The sequence below is a fragment of the Gordonia sp. DT218 genome (assembly GCF_049847105.1).
Lineage (GTDB): Bacteria > Actinomycetota > Actinomycetes > Mycobacteriales > Mycobacteriaceae > Gordonia.
In genome coordinates, this window is sequence record NZ_JBNCNS010000003.1 from 302302 (window position 1) to 319775 (window position 17474).

Here is a 17474-nt window from a genome sequence, read left to right on the forward strand (position 1 = left end):
CCTTTCCGGTCGCCGTTGCATCGAACAATTGTATTGAGCATCCAGCGCCCGGCCAGAACACCGGTCAACCCGCGCGACTGCACACGACGAGGGGAACAGGGACGATGACGAATCGGCAGCCGGTGGTGCGTTGGGTGGGGGTTCTCGCCGCGATCACGGCGATCGCAGGATGCACCACTCAGGGAGAGGCGACCAGTGTGTCCGCGTCCGGTCCGGCGTCCGAGCCGTCCGTGGACGCCGCGGCCCTCGACACCGGCGCCTATCCGACCACACCGAGGCCTGCCTTCGGGAAGGCCACTCAGGACAACATTCTCCAGGTCGAGGGGCAGCGGATGGCTCAGTTCGTGGTGGTGCCGTTCGAGATCGACGACGACCTCACGAATGCGAAAATGCCGACGATGGTGATCAGCGGGCCGAGCGGTCTCGGCATGGTGCTCGCTCCCGACACCGCGAAGGTGCCCGCGAACGAGAAGATGATGATGGGCTTCGTCGACGCGGCCGCGACCTCGGATGAGAGCCTGCGCGCCGGGACCAAGCGGGCCCTCAACAACATGGTGCTCCGCTATCTGACCCCCGCTGACGCAAGGGACGCCGCCCGGCAGATGGCCGACGCCACCGCGGCCGGGGACAAAGCGCGACCGACGACGCTGCCCGGGCTACCGGACACGCTGGTCGTGCAGGCAGGCCACGGTGGGAACAAGCAGATGATGGCCTTCACGCCGCACAACTCTTATGTGCTCTATCAGTGGTTCGAGACGACGCCGTCGCCGCAGAACATGTTGGAGCCGACCGTCCGTAAGGCCCTTGCGCTCCAGAGTGCGCTGATCGACAAGTTCCCGGCCACGCCGACAAAGGACGAGGCCAAGGCCAGGGGCATCACCGGGAGCAGTGCACCCGTCGTCGATCAGAATCATGTTCTGATCTACGCGTTGCCCTACACCGACGACGAGATCAAGAAGGGTGTCAAAACCGCACTTCCCGGCGGCAGCATCCGAGCGGTTTACGGACCCCGTGGGATGGCGCAGATGAGCAGTGATCCCAAGACCGACTTCACCATGCTCACCGACGTCGGCGCCACGGCCAACGCCATCGAGAAATCGACCGTGTACCGGGCGTCCACGCCTGATGGCGCAAAGACCATCGTCGACATCTCGCTGGCATCGAGCCGAAGCCAGGGCTGGGCCGATGCGGCGGTTCCGGTCGGGCTGCCCGCCGCCAAGTGCCAGAGCAAGACGCTCGACACCGGTACGTGGTACGCCTGCTACGTGCAGAAGGGGCGCTACGTCGGCAACTACAGCGCACAGAACAAAAAGGACGTGCACCAAGCGATCTCGGCACAATACGTGATCCTCACCAAGGCGGATCAGAACGCGAACTAGAACGCGAACTAGAGCGTCGGTGCTCGGCAGTGCGCAACCTGAACCATCCGGCCCGGGCCGGATGGTTCAGCGATGCCGTTTGAGCCGCAACCGCGACGCTGTGTAAACGACGAGCACGATCGAGATGAGCAGCAGCGCACTGTAGCTCAGCACTACGTTGCTCAGCTCTGGCTCCCACAGCTTCGTGTCCTGGGCTTGTGGTGTCATCGCGGAGATTCTGGTGAGGTCGACAGCAATCGCGGAGGTCGCATACCCCCAGTAGGAGGGGAACAGCCACGACAGCTGCTGCAGCCCGGGCGCAGTGAGCTCGAACAGGCCGCCGGAGAACACCAACTGCGAGATGACCATGATCACCAGCGGTGGCATGGTCTGTTCGTTGGATTGCACGGTGGCCGAAATGGCAAGGCCCACCAAGGTACTCACACATGCCAGTGCGGCGACGGAGATGAACAACTCCAGTGGACCAGAGCCGATCACTCCGCCGCTGGGTGTGCCTTTGCCGACAAAGACGATCGCGACCATGACCGCGGACTGGATGATGGTGGTGACGAAGTACACCATGATTTTCGCGGCGAGGTAGGCGTGCGGCCGCAGGCCAACGGCGCGTTCACGTTCGAAGATGTCGCGTTCGCCGACGAGGTCACGCACGGTCAGCGCGGTCCCCATGAAAGCGGCACCGATGACCAATACGATCAGAATCTGGATGGCCTCGCCGCCACTGTTGGCGCCGAACCCGGCCGACCCGGGGATGACCAGTGTCAGCAGACCGAGCACGATCGGCATTATCGCGAGGAACGCGAGGTAGCCGGGATCGGCGAAGATCAGCCTGATCTGGCGGCGAGCTACGGTGCTGCACTGATCCCAGCCGCTGCTCTGCGGTGCTGAGCTGGCGTGACCGGCGGGCCGTGGCGGGCGCGACGGGCGCGGGGTATGACGGGTGCGTTGCAGGTGTTGCTGGTAGGCCGCATCCGGGTGGGCAGCCACGAATGCGAAGATTTCTGCCCAGTCGTCGGTCCCCATCGCCCCGGCCACATCATCAGGATTGCCGCAGAATGCGGTTTTGCCGCCCGGCGCCAGCAGCAGCACCTGGTCGCACATGGCCATGTAGGTCAGAGAGTGGGTGACGACGAGTACCACACGGCCCGCGTCGGCGAGACGGCGCAAGGTTGCCATCACCTGACGGTCGAGCGCAGGATCGAGCCCGGACGTGGGTTCGTCGAGGATCAGCAGCGACGGGCCGGTGAGCAATTCCATCGCCACCGACGCCCGCTTGCGTTGGCCGCCTGACAGTTTGTCGACGCGGGTATCGAAGTGCTCGGTCAGCTGGAGCTCTTCGAGGACACCGGCGATGACCGAGTCCCGGTCGGCGGTGGACAGGTCTGGTGGGAGACGAAGTTCGGCGGCGTAGCGCAAGGCCTGGCGAAGACTGAGTTTGTGGTGCAGGACGTCCTGCTGGGGAACCATGCCGATACGGGTGCGCAGCGCGTCGTATTCGTCGTGGACGTTGCGCCCTTCGAAGGTGACCTCACCTGTCGTCGGGCTACTCAGACCGGCCGCGATCTTCGACACGGTGGATTTACCGGCACCGGAGGGGCCGATGACGGCGGTCAGGGTGCCCGGTCGGGCGGCGAAGTCGATGTCTTTGAGGAGCTTCTTGTCACCGTCGACGACGAGGTTGATGCCTTGCAGGTGTAGTCCGCCGCCGGTGATCGCCGGGGCCTGGCCGCGGCGCAGGGTGTGGCCGGCCAGCACGAAGTCGGAGTTGCCGATGGTCAGGACGGCGCCGTCGGTCAGCGCGGTGGGTGTACTGATCCGGCTTCCATTGACATGGGTGCCGTTGACACTGCCCAGGTCCTCGATCAGTACACCGGTGCGATGTGCGGTGATACGGGCGTGGTGGCGCGAGACGAGCATGTCGTCGACGATGATGTCGTTGCCCGGCGTGCGGCCGATGGTCTGCGCGCCGGACAGGACGATCTCGTTGCCGTCGCTGTTGTGCTGGATGGGTTGCAGATGTGGCGCCCCGCGCAGCTGCGGTGGCATCACGAAGGCTGAGGTGCTCGGTATCTGCGGCTGTCGCGGTTGCGGCGGGAGCGGTGGTGGAGTGTAGGGCCGTTGGGGTGGCACCATCCCGGCCTGTGGCGTGGGATCGAGCTGATGTGGTGCGGGGGCAGCGGCCAGGGCGATGACCAGGATGGGGCCGCGGCCGGGGCTGCCCAGGTGCAGTTGTGCGGTGCCGGTGACCGGCTGCTCGGTGAGAAGCCGGCCCGCCGAGAACACCCGCGCATCGTGCCCGCCGATCGCGATCCACCAGCGGTCGCCACGCCATTCGATGCGCAGATGGTGATCTTCGACCATCGGATGATCAACGACGATGTCGTTGTCGGGGGCCGCACCCACGGTGAGGCGGGGTTGGTCCCCCAGCGTGCGTAGCGTCCCCTCGACAGACACGCTGCCCGGCGTCATCGTCGTCATCACTGGTGCGGTCCGATCTCGTGGAGATGGTGGTTGTGCTGTGCTGCATACGGTTTGGCCGGGTGCGGCGACGGCGGGCGTCGCCCCACCCGGCCGGTCCGGGTAGTGCGTCAATTCATCAGCGATGTCACATGTCGCCGTGCGGGTCGGCGACATCGTGGTCGGCGCCGTGGTTGGCCTCGTGGAACTCTTCGGTCAGCGGCATGGTCGGCAACTCCTCGCCGGGTGCAACCGGGTCGGCGTCTGCTCCATCGGGGCCGCCGTAGACGTACTCGGTCGAGATGGCTGCGCCGCCGGCGTCCATGTGGATGACGGTGTCGGGGATCTGGTCGTGGTCCTGGTCGAGCACCTGCACGTCGGGTTTGCCGTCACCGTCGGTGTCGGCGAGCGTCACATCCGGTGATCCGTCGCCATTGGTGTCGAGGGTTGCGCTGGTCACGTTGCCTGCGGCGTCGAGGGTGTGCACCTCTTCGAGCTGTCCGTCGGCGCCGACCTTGGCCGCCAGGTCCGGGCTGCCGTTGTGGTCCACGTCGGCTTCGACGATGGTGGAGCCGTTCGGTCCACCGTAGGCGATCATGTCGGGGTTGCCGTCGTGGTCGACGTCGTCTTCGACCAAGGTGACGTTGCCCTGGGCATCGAGGTGGGCGGTGAGATGATCGCCGGACTCGGTGTCGATGGCGTGCACGACGTCGGGGTTGCCGTCACCGTCGGTGTCGAGGGCTGAGGTCACCTGAATGCCGTCGCCGTCCGGTGCGCCGGGGGTGGCGGGGGTGTCGGGAGTGTGCTGCGGGCCATCAGGGGCCGCAGCGGCAGCCGGTTCTCCCGTTGCCGGGGCTGCCGGGGCTGCCGGGGATGCCGGGTCGGCGGGGGCGTCACTGCCGGTGGCGCCCTGGCCGGCGTCATACGGTGTGCCCGAGGTGATGTCGGGGTTCTCCGGCACCTGTTGGTCGGCTGCGGTCAGCGAGTCACCGCTGTCGTCCGGCTGGGCAGCGGGATCGGCGGGCGCCTCCGTCGGGGCGGACGCATCGGTCGGGGCGGGGGCATCGGTGGGCGCGTCGGTCGGGGCCGGGGCGTCTGCGGCCGCTTCGTGCGACGCGGTCGCATCGTCGCCGGTTGAATCGTCGCCGGTCGCGCCAGTGTCCTGGTTCGCGTCATACGGTGCGTTCGAGGTGATGTCGGGGTCCTGTGGGACTTCTTGGTCTTCGGGGGTCAACTCCCCTTGGGAGTCATCCTGCGGCTGATCGGCCGGAGCTGCGTCGGCCGGAGCGGCGTCGGCCGGTGCTGCGTCGGCCGGAACGTCGGCGGGCAGCGGCACGGCCGCGCCGCCGGCAGCGGCCTGCTGCTGTTCGGCGGTGACCTCGCCGGCGGGCTCACCGTTCTGGGTGAAGGTCACGGTGCCGTCGTCTTGTACGGTGCCGTCGATCTTGTTGCCCGCCTCGTCGGTCATCTGCACTGTGTCGGGCCGGCCGTCACCGTCGGTGTCCACGACATCGTTGGTGGTCAGATCGCCTTCGGGGTTCAACGGAGTGGACATGCTGTCCGCCTTTCTCTCAAGTCTCAGTTCGGGGTGTCAGGGATTGGATGCAGCACGTTCGCAAATTGTTCCCGGTCAGGAGATCAGGCCCGATCGCGACAGGAACGCCTTGGCGTCGGCGATCGAGTTCAGCCCGAAGACGGTCATGTTCAGGCCCGTCGCGGTGCTCGCGTAGTCGATGTTGTAGTTGTCGGTGCTACCGGACATCGCGCTGTCGATGTCGGCGGCGGCGGTGCGGCCGGAGTCTTCGACCAGCGTTCCTTTGCCGTCGCTGTAGGTCCCGTTGCGGACGGCGACGATCCGGCCGGCAGCCTTGTTGTCGTCGACGGAGAAGCTGATGAAGAATCCAGTCGATTTGCCCAGTTCGGCCAGCGATGAGCCATCCTTGATCTGGCAGTTCATTTCCAGGGCGTCATTCGAATCGAATCCGGACTTGTTGCAGGTGCCCAGTTGCTGCTGTAACGCCCCCGGCAGTGCCGCGACGAGCTGAGTCTCGTCGGTGATGATCCGGCCGCCGTCTTTGCCTGTCGCGTCTGCCGCGTTGCCTGCAGCGCTTGCTGCGTTGGCCGCCGTCGGGGGTGTCTCGTCACCTCCGTTGTCGTCGCCGGACATCGTGATCACGCCGACGGTGATACCGATGATGGCGATGACGGCCACAGCGATCCCGCCGACGAGTCCCCAGCGGCGACCGCTCCGGTTTGCTGAGGGCGCGGCGGCGGTGTCGTGGCCGGCGAACTCGGGTCCACCGACTCGCCGCCCGTAAGCCTGCCCCACGGGCGTCTGGGCGGGCTGCCCGCCCGCCGGGGTCGGTGAGGCGCCGGTGGGCCGACGGTCCTGGCCCTGTTGCCACGACGGCATCAACTCGCCCGCCGACGGCGACATCGCCGCCTGTTGGCTGGTGGTCGGCGCGGCTTCTGCCAGCGCGGTCACCAATGCGCCCTGGGCGACAACGGTTTTCGGGTCGTCGAGGGTGGCGACCGAGCCGAGTTCGCCGAGCCTTTGCTGGATCAACGGAATGCGCGAAGAACCGCCGGTCAAATACAGCGAGGTCAGCTGACCGGGGTGGGTGATCCCGGCGTCGAGCAACGTGGCCTTGGTCAGCGACATCGCCCGATCGATCGCCGGGCGGATCAGTTCTTCGAACTCGTCGCGGGTGATCTGCAGCGTCACACGCCCGGCCGGGCCCGGCACGGTGATCGTGGCCGAAGGAGCCTCTGACAGCAGTTCCTTGGCGGTGCGGATCGACTGCTGCAGCGCCTGGGTGACATCTGGTGGCGCTTGACGGCGCAACCAATCCACCAGGTTCGGGTCACGCTCGTCGAGACGTTCATCCACCCACTGCTGCACCAACGCGTCGAAGTTCTTGCCGCCCAACCCATTGTCGCCGCGGGCAGCGATGACCGAGAACGCGTGGTCCTCGGTGACGGTGAGTACCGCGATGTCCAAGGTGCCGCCACCGAAGTCGAACACGGCGATCTTGGAGCCCGGGTCGAGCGAGTGTGAGCGCGAGTAGTGGGCGGCCGCGGCGCGCGGCTCAGAGATGGTGATGATCCTGGTGGGATCGATGCCGGCGTGAATGGCGCCGTCGACCAAGATCCGCTTGTGCTGCCCTGCCCACCCCTCGGGATGGGTGAGCACCACGTGAGATGGGGGCTCTCCGGAGTGTGCGGCCTTGCCGCGGTTGATGATTGCTTGCATCACCGCGGTCACCAGCACGTGTGCCTGCAATGCCATCCCGTTGACGATGATCGTCGGCTTACCGGTGATCAGCCGCTTCGGGGAGGCGACGAATCCGGCCGGGTCCTGTTGGGCCTGGTTGATCGCCGAGTCGCCGACGAAGATGTTGTCGGGACTCGCGACGTACACACTCGATGGCATCAGGTGGCTGGCGTGCGACAACGACAGCGGCTCGACCGCTCTGCTGGTCGCGCCGGAGTGCGCCGCGGCACTGTTGGACGTGCCGAAGTCGATGGCCAAGGTCCATGCAGAGGGTGACATGTGCTGGGGGTCCTATCCGGTGATCACGGTCGTGTACGTGTCGATCAGGGTGACGATGGCGGCGTCTTCGGCCGCCGATGCGGTCGCCAGCGACCGCTGCTGGGCTACGCCCAGACGGCGGTGCGCTTCGGCGGTCACCGCGTGCGCTGACGCATCATCGGGTAGTCCGACCTGACCGGCGACGGTGGTCGCGGTCAGGATCGTGTGCAGTTCATCGGTGACGATCGATCGGGGATCGGTGTGCAGCATCCGCTGGTAGTCCTCCATGACGGAGACCATGTGTAGCGCGGGATTCATGCGCAAGACGGTTGTCAGTGACCGGATCTGGTCGCGGGCGGGGTGGGTGAACGCCAGCTGGTCCAGGCGGGCGAGGATGCGGTGGGCGCGATGATAGATCGCGAAGCGGGTGGTCGAGGCGTCCAGCGCCCGGTGCAGGGCGGCGACACCGGACCGCTCGGTCAGCCACTTGTTGAGTGCTGCCGCGCCGCCCACGGCGACCTGGCGGCCGTGCAACACCCCGTACTCGCCGACCAGGCCGAGGAGCTGTTCGCGCAACGCGACGGGCACCACGCTGTCGACGTCGTTGTCGAAGATGCGCAGCACATCCAGTGGTGCCATCGGCTGCAGCCGCGCCAGCGCGGACGCCAGTTGCTCGGTGAGCATGCCGGTGTGGCTGGTCTGGGCCATCAGGCCGGAGACCGGAAGGACCGCGGAGACAGTGTTCTTCAGCTGCGTGGCCAGTCGCCCAGCATGTTCGGTGGCATGTTCGAGGGGGTCTCGCTGACCGAGGGCGCCTTCGCCGAATGAGTCGGCGCGCGAGAGCACGCCCAACATGTTCAACGGTGTGAATGGCAGCTGGCTCAGGAAAGCGATCTCATCGTGGCGCGGCGCGGCGTCGAACAAGAACACCGCGGCGTCGGCGTCGATGGAGGCGGTGCGGGTCTGCTCGAATCCGTCGATCATCACCCGTCGGGTGGCGGCGTCGTTGGCGACGGTCAGCGTGGACAGGCCCGGGGTATCGATCAGTGTGAGCTGCCGCAACGCTGCCGAGGGCAGCCACCGATCGACGAACTGGATGTCGGGCGTCGGAAGCGGTAGCTGGGGGCGCTGGTTCGGCTGTACCGCCACGGGGTGGCGGGCCCCGCCGACGCTGACGACTTCGGCTCGCGAGGGGGCCCCGTCCTGGTAGACGGTCACCACGTTGGTCGCCTCCAGGGCAGCGGTCTCGGCGACCGGCGCGCCGATCAGTGCGTTGACGAGGGTCGATTTTCCGGCTTTGAGTCGCCCTACGACCACCACCCGCGGTGGTGACCACAAGATGGTGCCGATCGAGTTGGCGTGAGCGACCAGGTCGCCGCCGAGCGCGGCGAGCTGGTGCAGTCCCTGGTCGAGCACGGTGTGGATGGGGTCGACGCGCCGCGGTGTGGGTGTTGTCATCGGGACACCCCGGCCAGGTATTGCTCGGCGGACGCGATCCGCTTGTCGACGATTGCCAGGTTGCTCGAGAGTCGTTTCGTGTTCTTTTCGCGTGAGGCCGCGTCCGCGGATGCCGCTTTCTGCACCTCGTTGATGGTCTTCTGGAGGTCTTCGATGTTGACGCGCAGGTACTCGCGGTAGCGGATGATGATCTCCGGTCGCGATTGGGCGACAGCGCTGTCGAGGAGGCGACCGGTCGCGGCCTTGGTGGCGACGACCGTTTCCCGTAGCCAGGACAGCAGGTTGGCCTTGCCTGCCCGGATCGCCCTGAACCCCAGGTTGATTCCGACCCACACGGTGCCCACCGCGATACCGACCCCCATGAGCGCCGAAAGTCCGATCAGCCCGCCGAGGGTCGATGATCCCACCACACCCATGGTGAGCAGGGTTGGGTCGAGCAGTCCGTGGCGTTTGCTGCCGACCTGGTGGGCCTCGATCTTCTTGTCCTGCATGGACGCGACGATCTGTGCGCTGAGTTCTTCCCATACCCCGGGGTCATCGGTGAATCGGGGCGCGACGATCTTGTCGTGCAGCTCCTGCAAGAACCCCGACAGGGTTTCTGCCATCGCCAACTGGAGATCGGTCTGCATGTCGGCGGTGAACTTTTGTGCGCTGCGCCGCAACACGTCCATGCCGTGGGTATTGACGTACTTGGTCCACTTGTCGCGGATCTCGTCGAGGCGCCGTTCGAGATCGTCGACCGCCGACTGTCGCAGCAACGTGAGGTCACGCGCGAGATACTGCTCCCACTGCCGTGCCTGGTCCTGCAGCTCGGTCAGTCGCTTCATGTCCGCGGTCAGATCGGGGAGTGCCTTCGCGCCGGCTTCGACGGCGTCGAGTTCGCGGGAGATCTTCGTGCGCACCACCCGCAGTCCTTCCAGGCAGGCGCGGACTGCGTCGAGATGCGGTCGGCTGGAAGCGGCGTCGAGCCGTTGACCGAGTTGCCGGCGGAGTGCCCCGATGCCGCTGTCGACGTCGAGTCGCTCACGCAGCTGTGGGTCGGTGGTTTCGGTGGCCATCACCGCCAGCAGGCTCGACACGCCGACGACCGTCACTGTGCGTTGCAGATGCTCGGCGAGGATGCGTTCGTTCTCGGCGACGATCTGTCGCCAGCGTCGCAGATGCTTGTCGGTCTTGGTGACCACCACGACGACCGAATCGACGGTCGCCGTGGATTGGCGCACGAACTCCATCTCGGGTGCTGTCAGCGGACTCGACGCGTCGCACACCAGCACCAGCACGCGCGCCTGTTCCGCGGATTGTTCGGCCAGTTTGGCCAGACCGACGTCGAGCCCTCCGACGCCGGGGGTGTCGACGATGGTGACGTCGGACATCTGGGCATCGCGGACAGCGACGGCTGCCGCGGTGGGCAGTTCTTCGACCTGTGGGTCACGCACCATGGCTCCGCCGGTGGTGACCCACTGTTCGAGGTCGGCGGTGGGCACCGTTTTCGCGCCGGAAGGGAAGAACAGTTCGGCGGCACTGGGCTGATCCAGGTCCGCATCGTCGGTGACGCTGACGGTCACCGCGGACGTCACGTCGACTCCCACCGGGCACATGTTGCGATGCCCGATCAGTGCATTGACCAGCGAACTCTTGCCACGCTGCACTTCGCCGACCACAACGATCGTGCGCGTGTGGTCGTCGCTGCGCAGCTTGTTGAGCGCGACGTCGGCGACGCGGTCCATCTGGTAGGCGCGCAGAACCTTGACCGCGGCCTCGACCACCTCGGTTGCTGCCGAATCGGCGGCAACCGGATGGGTGGCCGCTGCGGCTGGTGACGCAGTCTCACCCATCTTCTGAATCCCCCGGTTCTCGAGTGTGGCCATGGCCACAAGCGTCGTGGACGATCACCGCCATTTCGCGCGGTGACGTGCACCAGGCTGAGTCCGCGCCAACACGGCACTCTACCGAGTGACCAAATTAACCGATAGTCGGCCTCCTGCATTAACCTGCAGGGCGGATTGACCATCTGCTGGTCCAGGGGACGGCGAGCCCCTGTGTCGCACGGGCTCGTTGGGACTTCTTCACGATGGACAAGTGGCAGCCGCCGCGGACCGCTGCGGTGGCAGAGCCCGGTCACCGCGTGGCGTTGAGCCCACTGTCCATGCTCTGACTCGGCCACCGTCAAAGACCCAGGCCGGCGAGGGAACCAAATGCCCTGTCCGCAGCGTCCAATCAGGGCTGGTCCTCTCGTCAGCTACCAATTCAATAGTTGATGCGTACCGCCGCCCCGCCGCCGATACGCCCTCGGGCCCAGGCAGCCGATCATCCGGTCGCGACCGGGCAACCTTCGGAAGGAAAAGAGATATGAAGAATTGGAAACCCGCCGTCTGCTTGGTGGGTGCTGCCACAGCGGCCGTGCTCGTCGCCGGATGCTCCGGCGACGGAGAAGCCGCCTCTGAGCACACGGCCGCATCCAGCAAGGCCGCCGAACCCCCGATCGACCTCAAGGTGCTCAACACCGGCAAGTACCCGACCAGCCCACGGCCACCGTTTCCCCGGTCCACGCCAGCGAACATTCTCCAGGTCGAGGGCCAGCGGATGGCCGAGTACATTGTGGTGCCCTTCGAGATCGACCAAGATCTCACCAACGCGAAGTTGCCGACGATGGTCATCACCGGCAAGAACAACATGAAAGCCGTCATGGCACCGGAGCCCGTCGACGTGCCGGCCAACGACGCCGTCGTCGGCGGCTACGTCGCGACTGCCGGCACACCGGACTCCAGCCTGCGCGCGGGCAACCAGCGCTCGATCAACAACATGGTGGTCCGGTATCTGACCCCCGCCGACGCCGGCAAGGCTGCCGATCAGATGGCCGCGGCAAGCGCGAAGGCCGAGAATGCGACGACAACCAAGATCGACGGCCTGCCCGACACCACCGTGATCAAAAAGGACGACGGTGACAAGCAGACGATCATGGCCTACACGCCGCACAACACCTACGTGCTGTACCAGTGGTACCAAACCACCACCAAGCAGCAGGATCTGTTGGAACCCACCATCAAGAAGGCCGTGACGCTCCAGGGCAAGCTGATCGATCAGTTCCCCGCCACGCCCACAAAGGCCGAAGCGAAGGCCAAGGGCATCGAGGCGAAGGATCCGATGATAGATCAGAACAAGGTCCTGATCTACGCGCTGCCGTACTCCGACGAGGAACTCAAGAAGTCCACAGGGATGCCGAGCGGTTCTATGCGCGCGGTGTACGGACCGCGCGGAATGGCCATGACCAGCTCCGACCCGGTCACTGACTTCAATGTGCTCTCGGAGGTGGGCTCGACCGCCAACGGCGTTGAGCGTTCCACCGTGTACCGCGCCCGGGACGATGCCGGCGCCAAGAAGATCGTCGATACCTTTGTGGCCGCCAATCGCACGCAGGGCATGGGCAATGTGGCTGGTCCGCAGGGCCTTCCGATCGCCAAGTGTCAGAGTAAAGCGGTGAACGAGTCGACAATGTTCATCTGCCTCGTGCAGAAGGGCCGTTATGTCGGGTCCGTCACCTCCAACAACAAAGCCGATGCTTATCAGCAGATTTCGGCACAGTACACAATCCTGACCAAGGCTGATCAGAACGCCAAGTGATCTGGACATACGCGAACACCAAACGTTGTGTGCCTCGCCCCTTTCCGCAGTGGGCGGGGCGCACGGCGTTGGTGTTTGCCCCCGTCTGAGGTTCTTCGCGCATAGTCGGGGTTGGTCACCCGGCCGGAGACTCCGCGGTCAGTGACATTTCCCAGCTGATCGGACTGAGCATTCCAGTCGTCGACCGTCCTCGATCGGTCGCGTCAGCCTGCGGTGCGTTGATCGCGCAGGATCTCCGCGAGCTGTGTCCTGGCACGGTTGAGCCGCGACTTGACGGTCTGGACGCCGACGCCCTGGTGGACAGCGATATCGGCATAGGTGAGATCGCCGAACTCACGCAGCACCACCGCCTCCCGGAAATCGTCGGGAAGCCGGGCGATGGCATCACGAACGGCGTCGCGCACCGCGAGCCGCTCGTCGAAGCTCGATCCGCCGTCGTCGTCGATGAGTTGGATCGGCTGTTCGGGATCGGTGAAGTCGGTGATCTGGGTGTTGTTCTTGCGGCGGCGTACCACGGTCAGAGCGTTGTTGGCGGCGATGCGATGCACCCAGGTGGAGAAGCGGGCCTCGCCCCGGAACTTGTGCAGGTTCTGCCATGCCGCGACGAGGGTGTTCTGCAGAGCGTCCTCGGCGTCGTGCTGATTTCCGCAGATGTTGAGGCACACCGCCCACACGTGGGTGCGGTGGGCGGCGACGAGCTGCGCGAAAGCGTGCTGATCACCGTCGCGTGCCTGCATGAGCAGCACCGCTTCGTCCATCAACTCCCCCAACCGAAGTTCAGATGTCGTGGTGGCCGTCGTGGCCGTGGTCGTGGTGGTCGCCGTGGTCGATGTCATCGTGGCCGAGATCATGGTGCTCGCCGCCGCCGAGGTCCGGGTGATCGAGCGCGGGATCGTCCGCGTCCGCGCCGTGTCCGGTGAGCGAGTGATCGGTGGCTGCGTGATCGGTGGCCCCTGGATGGGCCGTGTCGTGGTCGTCGGCGTGCGGATGGTCGTCCACCACGACGATGTCGTCATCGTCGTCGGGTGGCAGCGTGTCGTCCATGTCGGGCACGGTGTCCGGGTCGGCGACCGCGTCGGGGTCGAACGCGGCCTGGAGTGCGGTCTCCCAGACCCCGGCGGGGGGCTCGGGTGACGTGGCGGCGGGGTCGATGCCGAGTGAAGCCAGGATCGACGGCTCCTCCTGCATGTCATGACCTCCGATCGGGTGTGAGTGCGGTGCCGCCACCAGTCGGTGGCCGCTCACGGGTTTGATGTTACGGGCCGCTGGATTGTTCCCGCCGTGGTCGTCCTCGTTCGGCGGGACAGGCATGATCGGGAGCATGCCGACGACCCCGATATTGATCAGCGCCGACGAGCTCCCGGAGGCGATGCTCTCCGATCACCCGCCGGTGATTCTCGATGTGCGATGGCAACTCGGCGACCGCCACGGTCACGACCACTACCGGGAAGGTCACATCCCGGGCGCGGTGTTCGTCGACCTCGACGCCGAGCTCGCCGCGCCGGCGACACCCGAGCGCGGTCGGCATCCGCTCCCCGACATCGCCGATCTCCAGGCGGCTGCCCGCCGATGGGGCATCGACAACGGATCCTCGGTGGTGGTCTACGACGACATCGGCAATCTCGCCTCGGCCCGGGCGTGGTGGCTGCTGCGCTGGGCAGGCCTGACCGATGTGCGCATGCTCGACGGCGGGCTGGGTGCCTGGCGAACCGCCGGGCTCCGGGTGTCGACGGGCGATGCGACGCCGCGTACCGGCTCGGTGACTCTGACCGGCGGCCATCTACCTACCGTCGACATCGACGACGTCCCCGGATCGCCCGCCCAGCTGCTGGATGCCCGTGCCGCAGAACGGTTTCGAGGTGAGGCCGAGCCGATGGATCCGCGTGCCGGTCACATCCCCGGCGCGATCAGCGCGCCGACCGCGGCCAACATCGGACCCGACGGCACGTTCCTGCTTGCAGATGTCCTTCGAGAACGCTTCTCGACCTTGGGGATCGGTGCCGACACCGACGTGATCGCCTACTGCGGGTCGGGTGTCAATGCGGCCCACGAGATCGCCGCGCTGGAGATCGCCGGTTTCACCGGCATATTGTTCCCCGGCTCGTGGTCGCAGTGGTCGTCGGACCCGGAGCGGCCGGTCGCGACGGGAGCGTGAGCGTTCCGCGGAACGTGGACGCCGCGACGGAGCGGCCGCGTCGGCCGCACCTCGCACGAATAGACCGGAACATGGGTACGTTGGCGATGAGGGGGCCGCTGTACTCGGACCGACGAATGCGCTCGAACGGACGAGCCGAACGACTGAGGAGGTCGACATGTCACGCACAGTGTTGTTCGTGATGACCGGATCGGATCACTGGACCCTCACCGATGGGAGCAAACACGCGACCGGGTTCTGGGCCGAGGAGGCCGTCGCACCACTGGAGATCCTCAAAGACGCAGGTTACGAGGTCACCGTCGCGACCCCGGGTGGCGTACGGCCACCGGTGGACGAGGGGAGCCTGACCGCCGAGCGTGCCGGTTCGGCCGAGGCCGCCGCTCATATCCGCGGCGTGGTCGAGAGTGCCCCCGAGTTCCAGAACCCGATTGCGTTGTCCGATGTGGTGGTCGAAGACTATGACGCCGTCTTCGTGCCCGGCGGGCACGGACCGATGGAGGACCTGGCCGTCGACCCGGAGGCCGGCAAAATCCTCACCGCGGTCAACACAGCCGACCGGCCCGTCGCCATCGTGTGTCACGGGCCGGCGGCCCTGCTCTCGGCAACCGACGCTGACGGCGAGAACACCTTCATCGGCCATACGGTCACCGGCTTCACCAATGCCGAGGAGGAACAGGGCGGGCTGGCGGCCAAGGCGCCGTGGCTGCTCCAGGATCGTCTCACCGATGCGGGATTGAAGGTGGTCACCGGGGAACCGTGGGCGCCGCACATCGAGACCGACCGCAATCTGCTGACCGGACAGAATCCGGCATCCTCGGGCCCGCTCGCGCGTGCCCTCGTCGATCGACTGGGAAAGGCCGACTGATGTCCCGACCACCGCTTCCTGATGCTGCGAAAGAGCTTCTCGCCAAGCCCAATCCATGCGTGATGGCGACTCTGCGTTCCGACGGCGGGCCGGTCTCGGCGGCCACCTGGTATCTGCTCGACGGCGACCGTGTGCTGTTGAGCATGGACAACGGCCGGGTGCGCCTCGACCACCTGCGGCGTGATCCCCGCGTCACCCTCACGGTGCTCGACGAGGAGACCTGGTACACGCACATCACGCTGCTCGGCCGCGTGATCGAGTTCCGCGACGACGACGGCCTCACCGACATCGACCGGATCTCCCGTCATTACGCGGGCGGTCCATATCCCGATCGGGTACGGCCCCGCACGACGGCGATCATCGAGATCGACCGTTGGCACGGGTGGGGTTCGATGAAGGACAATGACCAGGCCACCGGCTGAGTTGCCCCTTCGGGCACCCGGGAGGGGTTCGGTGGCTCAGAGTCCGGCGCGCTCGAGCGCTTCGTCGAACTCCTCGGCCGCCGCCTTCTCGCCCTTGCCCCGGGCGATCGCGCGCTGATATACGGCAAAGAGCTCGTCGCCGTGCTCGGCATAGCGACGGGCCCACCTCTCACCCTCGGCACGCCAGTAGCCGATGATGTCGTAGCTCTCCCGCGGCCAACGGTGCTCCTGGCGCAAGTACTTTCGCGTAACCCGTGACTGGGCCGCTTCCCCGGCGAACCAGCAGTATCCGGTCCCCGGGGGAAGATCGAGGCGACGGATCGAGTCGCCGAGAACGCTCGGCCCCAGTCCGTTTCCGCTGCCGACGAGGGGAACGATCTCGGCATCCGTCGAACAGCGGTCGAGGTAGGCGAGGTCGTCGTCGGCGGCGACCTCGACCAGCGCGACCACCGTGGCCGCGCCCCGATGCTCCTCCAGGATGCGGGCCAACGCCGGCAGGCCTGCCAGGTCGGCCACGAGGAGGTGCCACCCGGCGGAGGCCGGCGGCCGATACCAGCCGCGCGCGTGTGACATCGCCACCTCGTCCCCCGGCTCTGCGTGCTGCGCCCACACCGTGGCGGGACCGTGTGAATGGACCACGAAATCGACAGTCATCGAACGGGTCTCGGGATCGACGGCCCGGACCGAGTAGTTGCGGGCATCGGGTAACGGATCGACGTCGTGATATGCCCACACGCCATCCCGGAGTTGCATGGGTGGGGGTGCCGACTCACCATCGCGAGGGAAGTAGATCCCGACCGCTTCGTCCGCGGCACCGGGCAGCCCGAGTTGTTCGAGGTCGGGTACCTCGAAGCGGATTCGGCGGAGGCGGGGATTCAGGTCGGCGGCAGCTGTGACGCGTGCGAACGAGTAACCCATGACGCGGGCCAGGGTACGCGGGGGTCATCGACGACGTCGGTGCAGAGGCTCGGTTTCGTCGGACGAGGATCGCGGGCCGAGATCTTCCGCGACGTCACTCGTCGTCTGCGATGCTCTTCATCGCCTTCCATCCATGGGTGACACCGCCACCGGCGCGCAGGGCTGCGGCGACCATGACGGCTTCGGCGACGGCGGCCTTGGAAGCGCCGGCCTTGACTGCGCGTTTGGCGTGGTCTTCGATGCAGTACGGGCACTGCGTGGTCACGGCCACCCCAACCGCGATCAGCTCACGGGTGGCCAGGTCGAGGGTTCCGGTGTTCTTGTCGAACACGGCTTTGTCGAACCCGAAGAAGGCCGAGACCATCTCCGGCGCGGCTTCCTTGATGTCGGCCATGAACTTTGCTTCCTCGTTGTGAGAGTGCATTGGTACTCCTTGTACTTGGTGCGCTTGATCCGGCTTTGAAGGAATTGCACGACATGGGTTGGGGATGCGGCACGACACACTGTACCCCTGGGGGGTATTGTGGGCAAACCGCGTACGTCGGGTGCCATCGACTCCGTGACGCAGGTGATCGGGCGGCAAATCTTTGACTCAGCGGGCGAGAAAGTGTGGTCGGCCCGGGCTCGGCGGCGTTTGATGTGAGGGTTGACATCCGGCGGGGACGAGCGA

At 66.3% G+C, this 17474-nt stretch carries 14 protein-coding genes; 5 read left to right on the forward strand and 9 right to left on the reverse strand.

Going from position 1 to position 17474, the window contains the following annotated elements:
- Nucleotides 1-104: 104 nt before the first annotated feature.
- Nucleotides 105-1379, forward strand: coding sequence for a DUF7373 family lipoprotein (locus ACPXCG_RS12930; RefSeq protein ID WP_425792368.1), 1275 nt, complete (start codon nt 105-107; stop codon nt 1377-1379).
- Nucleotides 1380-1445: 66 nt separating this feature from the next.
- On the opposite strand, the gene ACPXCG_RS12935 is transcribed toward ACPXCG_RS12930, so the two are convergent.
- The 5 genes from ACPXCG_RS12935 to ACPXCG_RS12955 all read right to left on the reverse strand — a co-directional run bounded on the left by ACPXCG_RS12935 (nt 1446) and on the right by ACPXCG_RS12955 (nt 10691).
- On the reverse strand, nt 1446-3845 hold the full coding sequence (locus tag ACPXCG_RS12935) for an ATP-binding cassette domain-containing protein (protein WP_425792369.1): 2400 nt from the start codon (nt 3843-3845) through the stop codon (nt 1446-1448).
- Nucleotides 3846-3981: 136 nt separating this feature from the next.
- On the reverse strand, nt 3982-5388 hold the full coding sequence (locus ACPXCG_RS12940) for a hypothetical protein (protein ID WP_425792370.1): 1407 nt from the start codon (nt 5386-5388) through the stop codon (nt 3982-3984).
- Between the two features lie 75 nt (nt 5389-5463).
- On the reverse strand, nt 5464-7386 hold the full coding sequence (locus ACPXCG_RS12945) for an Hsp70 family protein (RefSeq protein ID WP_425792371.1): 1923 nt from the start codon (nt 7384-7386) through the stop codon (nt 5464-5466).
- A gap of 12 nt (nt 7387-7398) precedes the next feature.
- Nucleotides 7399-8823 carry a GTPase gene (locus ACPXCG_RS12950; RefSeq protein WP_425792372.1) on the reverse strand — a complete coding sequence of 475 codons (1425 nt, stop codon included), beginning with the start codon at nt 8821-8823 and terminating at the stop codon, nt 7399-7401.
- Nucleotides 8820-10691 carry a dynamin family protein gene (locus ACPXCG_RS12955; RefSeq protein ID WP_425792373.1) on the reverse strand — a complete coding sequence of 624 codons (1872 nt, stop codon included), beginning with the start codon at nt 10689-10691 and terminating at the stop codon, nt 8820-8822. The genes ACPXCG_RS12950 and ACPXCG_RS12955 overlap by 4 nt, the downstream gene beginning before the upstream one ends.
- Nucleotides 10692-11223: 532 nt before the next feature.
- Here ACPXCG_RS12955 and ACPXCG_RS12960 point away from each other — a divergent pair.
- The gene (locus tag ACPXCG_RS12960) at nt 11224-12444 is read left to right on the forward strand and encodes a DUF7373 family lipoprotein (protein WP_425792374.1); all 1221 of its coding nucleotides are present in this window, start codon (nt 11224-11226) and stop codon (nt 12442-12444) included.
- A gap of 203 nt (nt 12445-12647) precedes the next feature.
- Here the strand turns inward: ACPXCG_RS12960 and ACPXCG_RS12965 are convergent, their stop codons facing one another.
- Both ACPXCG_RS12965 and ACPXCG_RS12970 read right to left on the reverse strand, forming a co-directional pair.
- On the reverse strand, nt 12648-13202 hold the full coding sequence (locus ACPXCG_RS12965) for an RNA polymerase sigma factor (RefSeq protein ID WP_425792819.1): 555 nt from the start codon (nt 13200-13202) through the stop codon (nt 12648-12650).
- A 19-nt stretch (nt 13203-13221) separates the two neighbouring features.
- Entirely contained in the window at nt 13222-13755 is a 534-nt protein-coding gene (locus tag ACPXCG_RS12970; RefSeq protein WP_425792375.1) for a hypothetical protein, read from the reverse strand.
- A 10-nt stretch (nt 13756-13765) separates the two neighbouring features.
- On the opposite strand from ACPXCG_RS12970, the gene ACPXCG_RS12975 reads away from it, so the two are divergent.
- The 3 genes from ACPXCG_RS12975 to ACPXCG_RS12985 all read left to right on the forward strand — a co-directional run bounded on the left by ACPXCG_RS12975 (nt 13766) and on the right by ACPXCG_RS12985 (nt 15886).
- Nucleotides 13766-14599: a sulfurtransferase gene (locus tag ACPXCG_RS12975; RefSeq protein ID WP_425792376.1), complete on the forward strand. Its 834-nt coding sequence runs from the start codon at nt 13766-13768 to the stop codon at nt 14597-14599.
- Between the two features lie 157 nt (nt 14600-14756).
- Nucleotides 14757-15464, forward strand: a complete 708-nt coding sequence (locus ACPXCG_RS12980) for a type 1 glutamine amidotransferase domain-containing protein (protein ID WP_425792377.1) — start codon at nt 14757-14759, stop codon at nt 15462-15464.
- A complete protein-coding gene (locus ACPXCG_RS12985; protein ID WP_425792378.1) occupies nt 15464-15886 on the forward strand; it encodes a PPOX class F420-dependent oxidoreductase in 423 nt (140 codons plus the stop codon). The genes ACPXCG_RS12980 and ACPXCG_RS12985 overlap by 1 nt, the downstream gene beginning before the upstream one ends.
- A 36-nt stretch (nt 15887-15922) precedes the next feature.
- Here ACPXCG_RS12985 and ACPXCG_RS12990 read toward each other — a convergent pair whose 3' ends face one another.
- Together ACPXCG_RS12990 and ACPXCG_RS12995 are read right to left on the reverse strand one after the other, a co-directional pair.
- Nucleotides 15923-16804 (reverse strand): siderophore-interacting protein, encoded by an 882-nt coding sequence (locus tag ACPXCG_RS12990; protein WP_425792379.1) that lies wholly within the window; start codon nt 16802-16804, stop codon nt 15923-15925.
- A 94-nt stretch (nt 16805-16898) separates the two neighbouring features.
- Nucleotides 16899-17228 carry a carboxymuconolactone decarboxylase family protein gene (locus ACPXCG_RS12995; RefSeq protein ID WP_425792380.1) on the reverse strand — a complete coding sequence of 110 codons (330 nt, stop codon included), beginning with the start codon at nt 17226-17228 and terminating at the stop codon, nt 16899-16901.
- Nucleotides 17229-17474 lie beyond the last annotated feature (246 nt).

Coding starts and splice junctions, on each gene's coding strand:
- ACPXCG_RS12950 (WP_425792372.1), bottom strand. CDS start 8,823: ATGACAACACCCACACCGCGGCGCGTCGACCCCATCCACACCGTGCTC.
- ACPXCG_RS12940 (WP_425792370.1), bottom strand. CDS start 5,388: ATGTCCACTCCGTTGAACCCCGAAGGCGATCTGACCACCAACGATGTC.
- ACPXCG_RS12975 (WP_425792376.1), top strand. CDS start 13,766: ATGCCGACGACCCCGATATTGATCAGCGCCGACGAGCTCCCGGAGGCG.
- ACPXCG_RS12990 (WP_425792379.1), bottom strand. CDS start 16,804: ATGGGTTACTCGTTCGCACGCGTCACAGCTGCCGCCGACCTGAATCCC.
- ACPXCG_RS12955 (WP_425792373.1), bottom strand. CDS start 10,691: ATGGCCACACTCGAGAACCGGGGGATTCAGAAGATGGGTGAGACTGCG.
- ACPXCG_RS12930 (WP_425792368.1), top strand. CDS start 105: ATGACGAATCGGCAGCCGGTGGTGCGTTGGGTGGGGGTTCTCGCCGCG.
- ACPXCG_RS12965 (WP_425792819.1), bottom strand. CDS start 13,202: ATGGACGAAGCGGTGCTGCTCATGCAGGCACGCGACGGTGATCAGCAC.
- ACPXCG_RS12970 (WP_425792375.1), bottom strand. CDS start 13,755: ATGCCTGTCCCGCCGAACGAGGACGACCACGGCGGGAACAATCCAGCG.
- ACPXCG_RS12980 (WP_425792377.1), top strand. CDS start 14,757: ATGTCACGCACAGTGTTGTTCGTGATGACCGGATCGGATCACTGGACC.
- ACPXCG_RS12945 (WP_425792371.1), bottom strand. CDS start 7,386: ATGTCACCCTCTGCATGGACCTTGGCCATCGACTTCGGCACGTCCAAC.
- ACPXCG_RS12985 (WP_425792378.1), top strand. CDS start 15,464: ATGTCCCGACCACCGCTTCCTGATGCTGCGAAAGAGCTTCTCGCCAAG.
- ACPXCG_RS12995 (WP_425792380.1), bottom strand. CDS start 17,228: ATGCACTCTCACAACGAGGAAGCAAAGTTCATGGCCGACATCAAGGAA.
- ACPXCG_RS12935 (WP_425792369.1), bottom strand. CDS start 3,845: ATGACGCCGGGCAGCGTGTCTGTCGAGGGGACGCTACGCACGCTGGGG.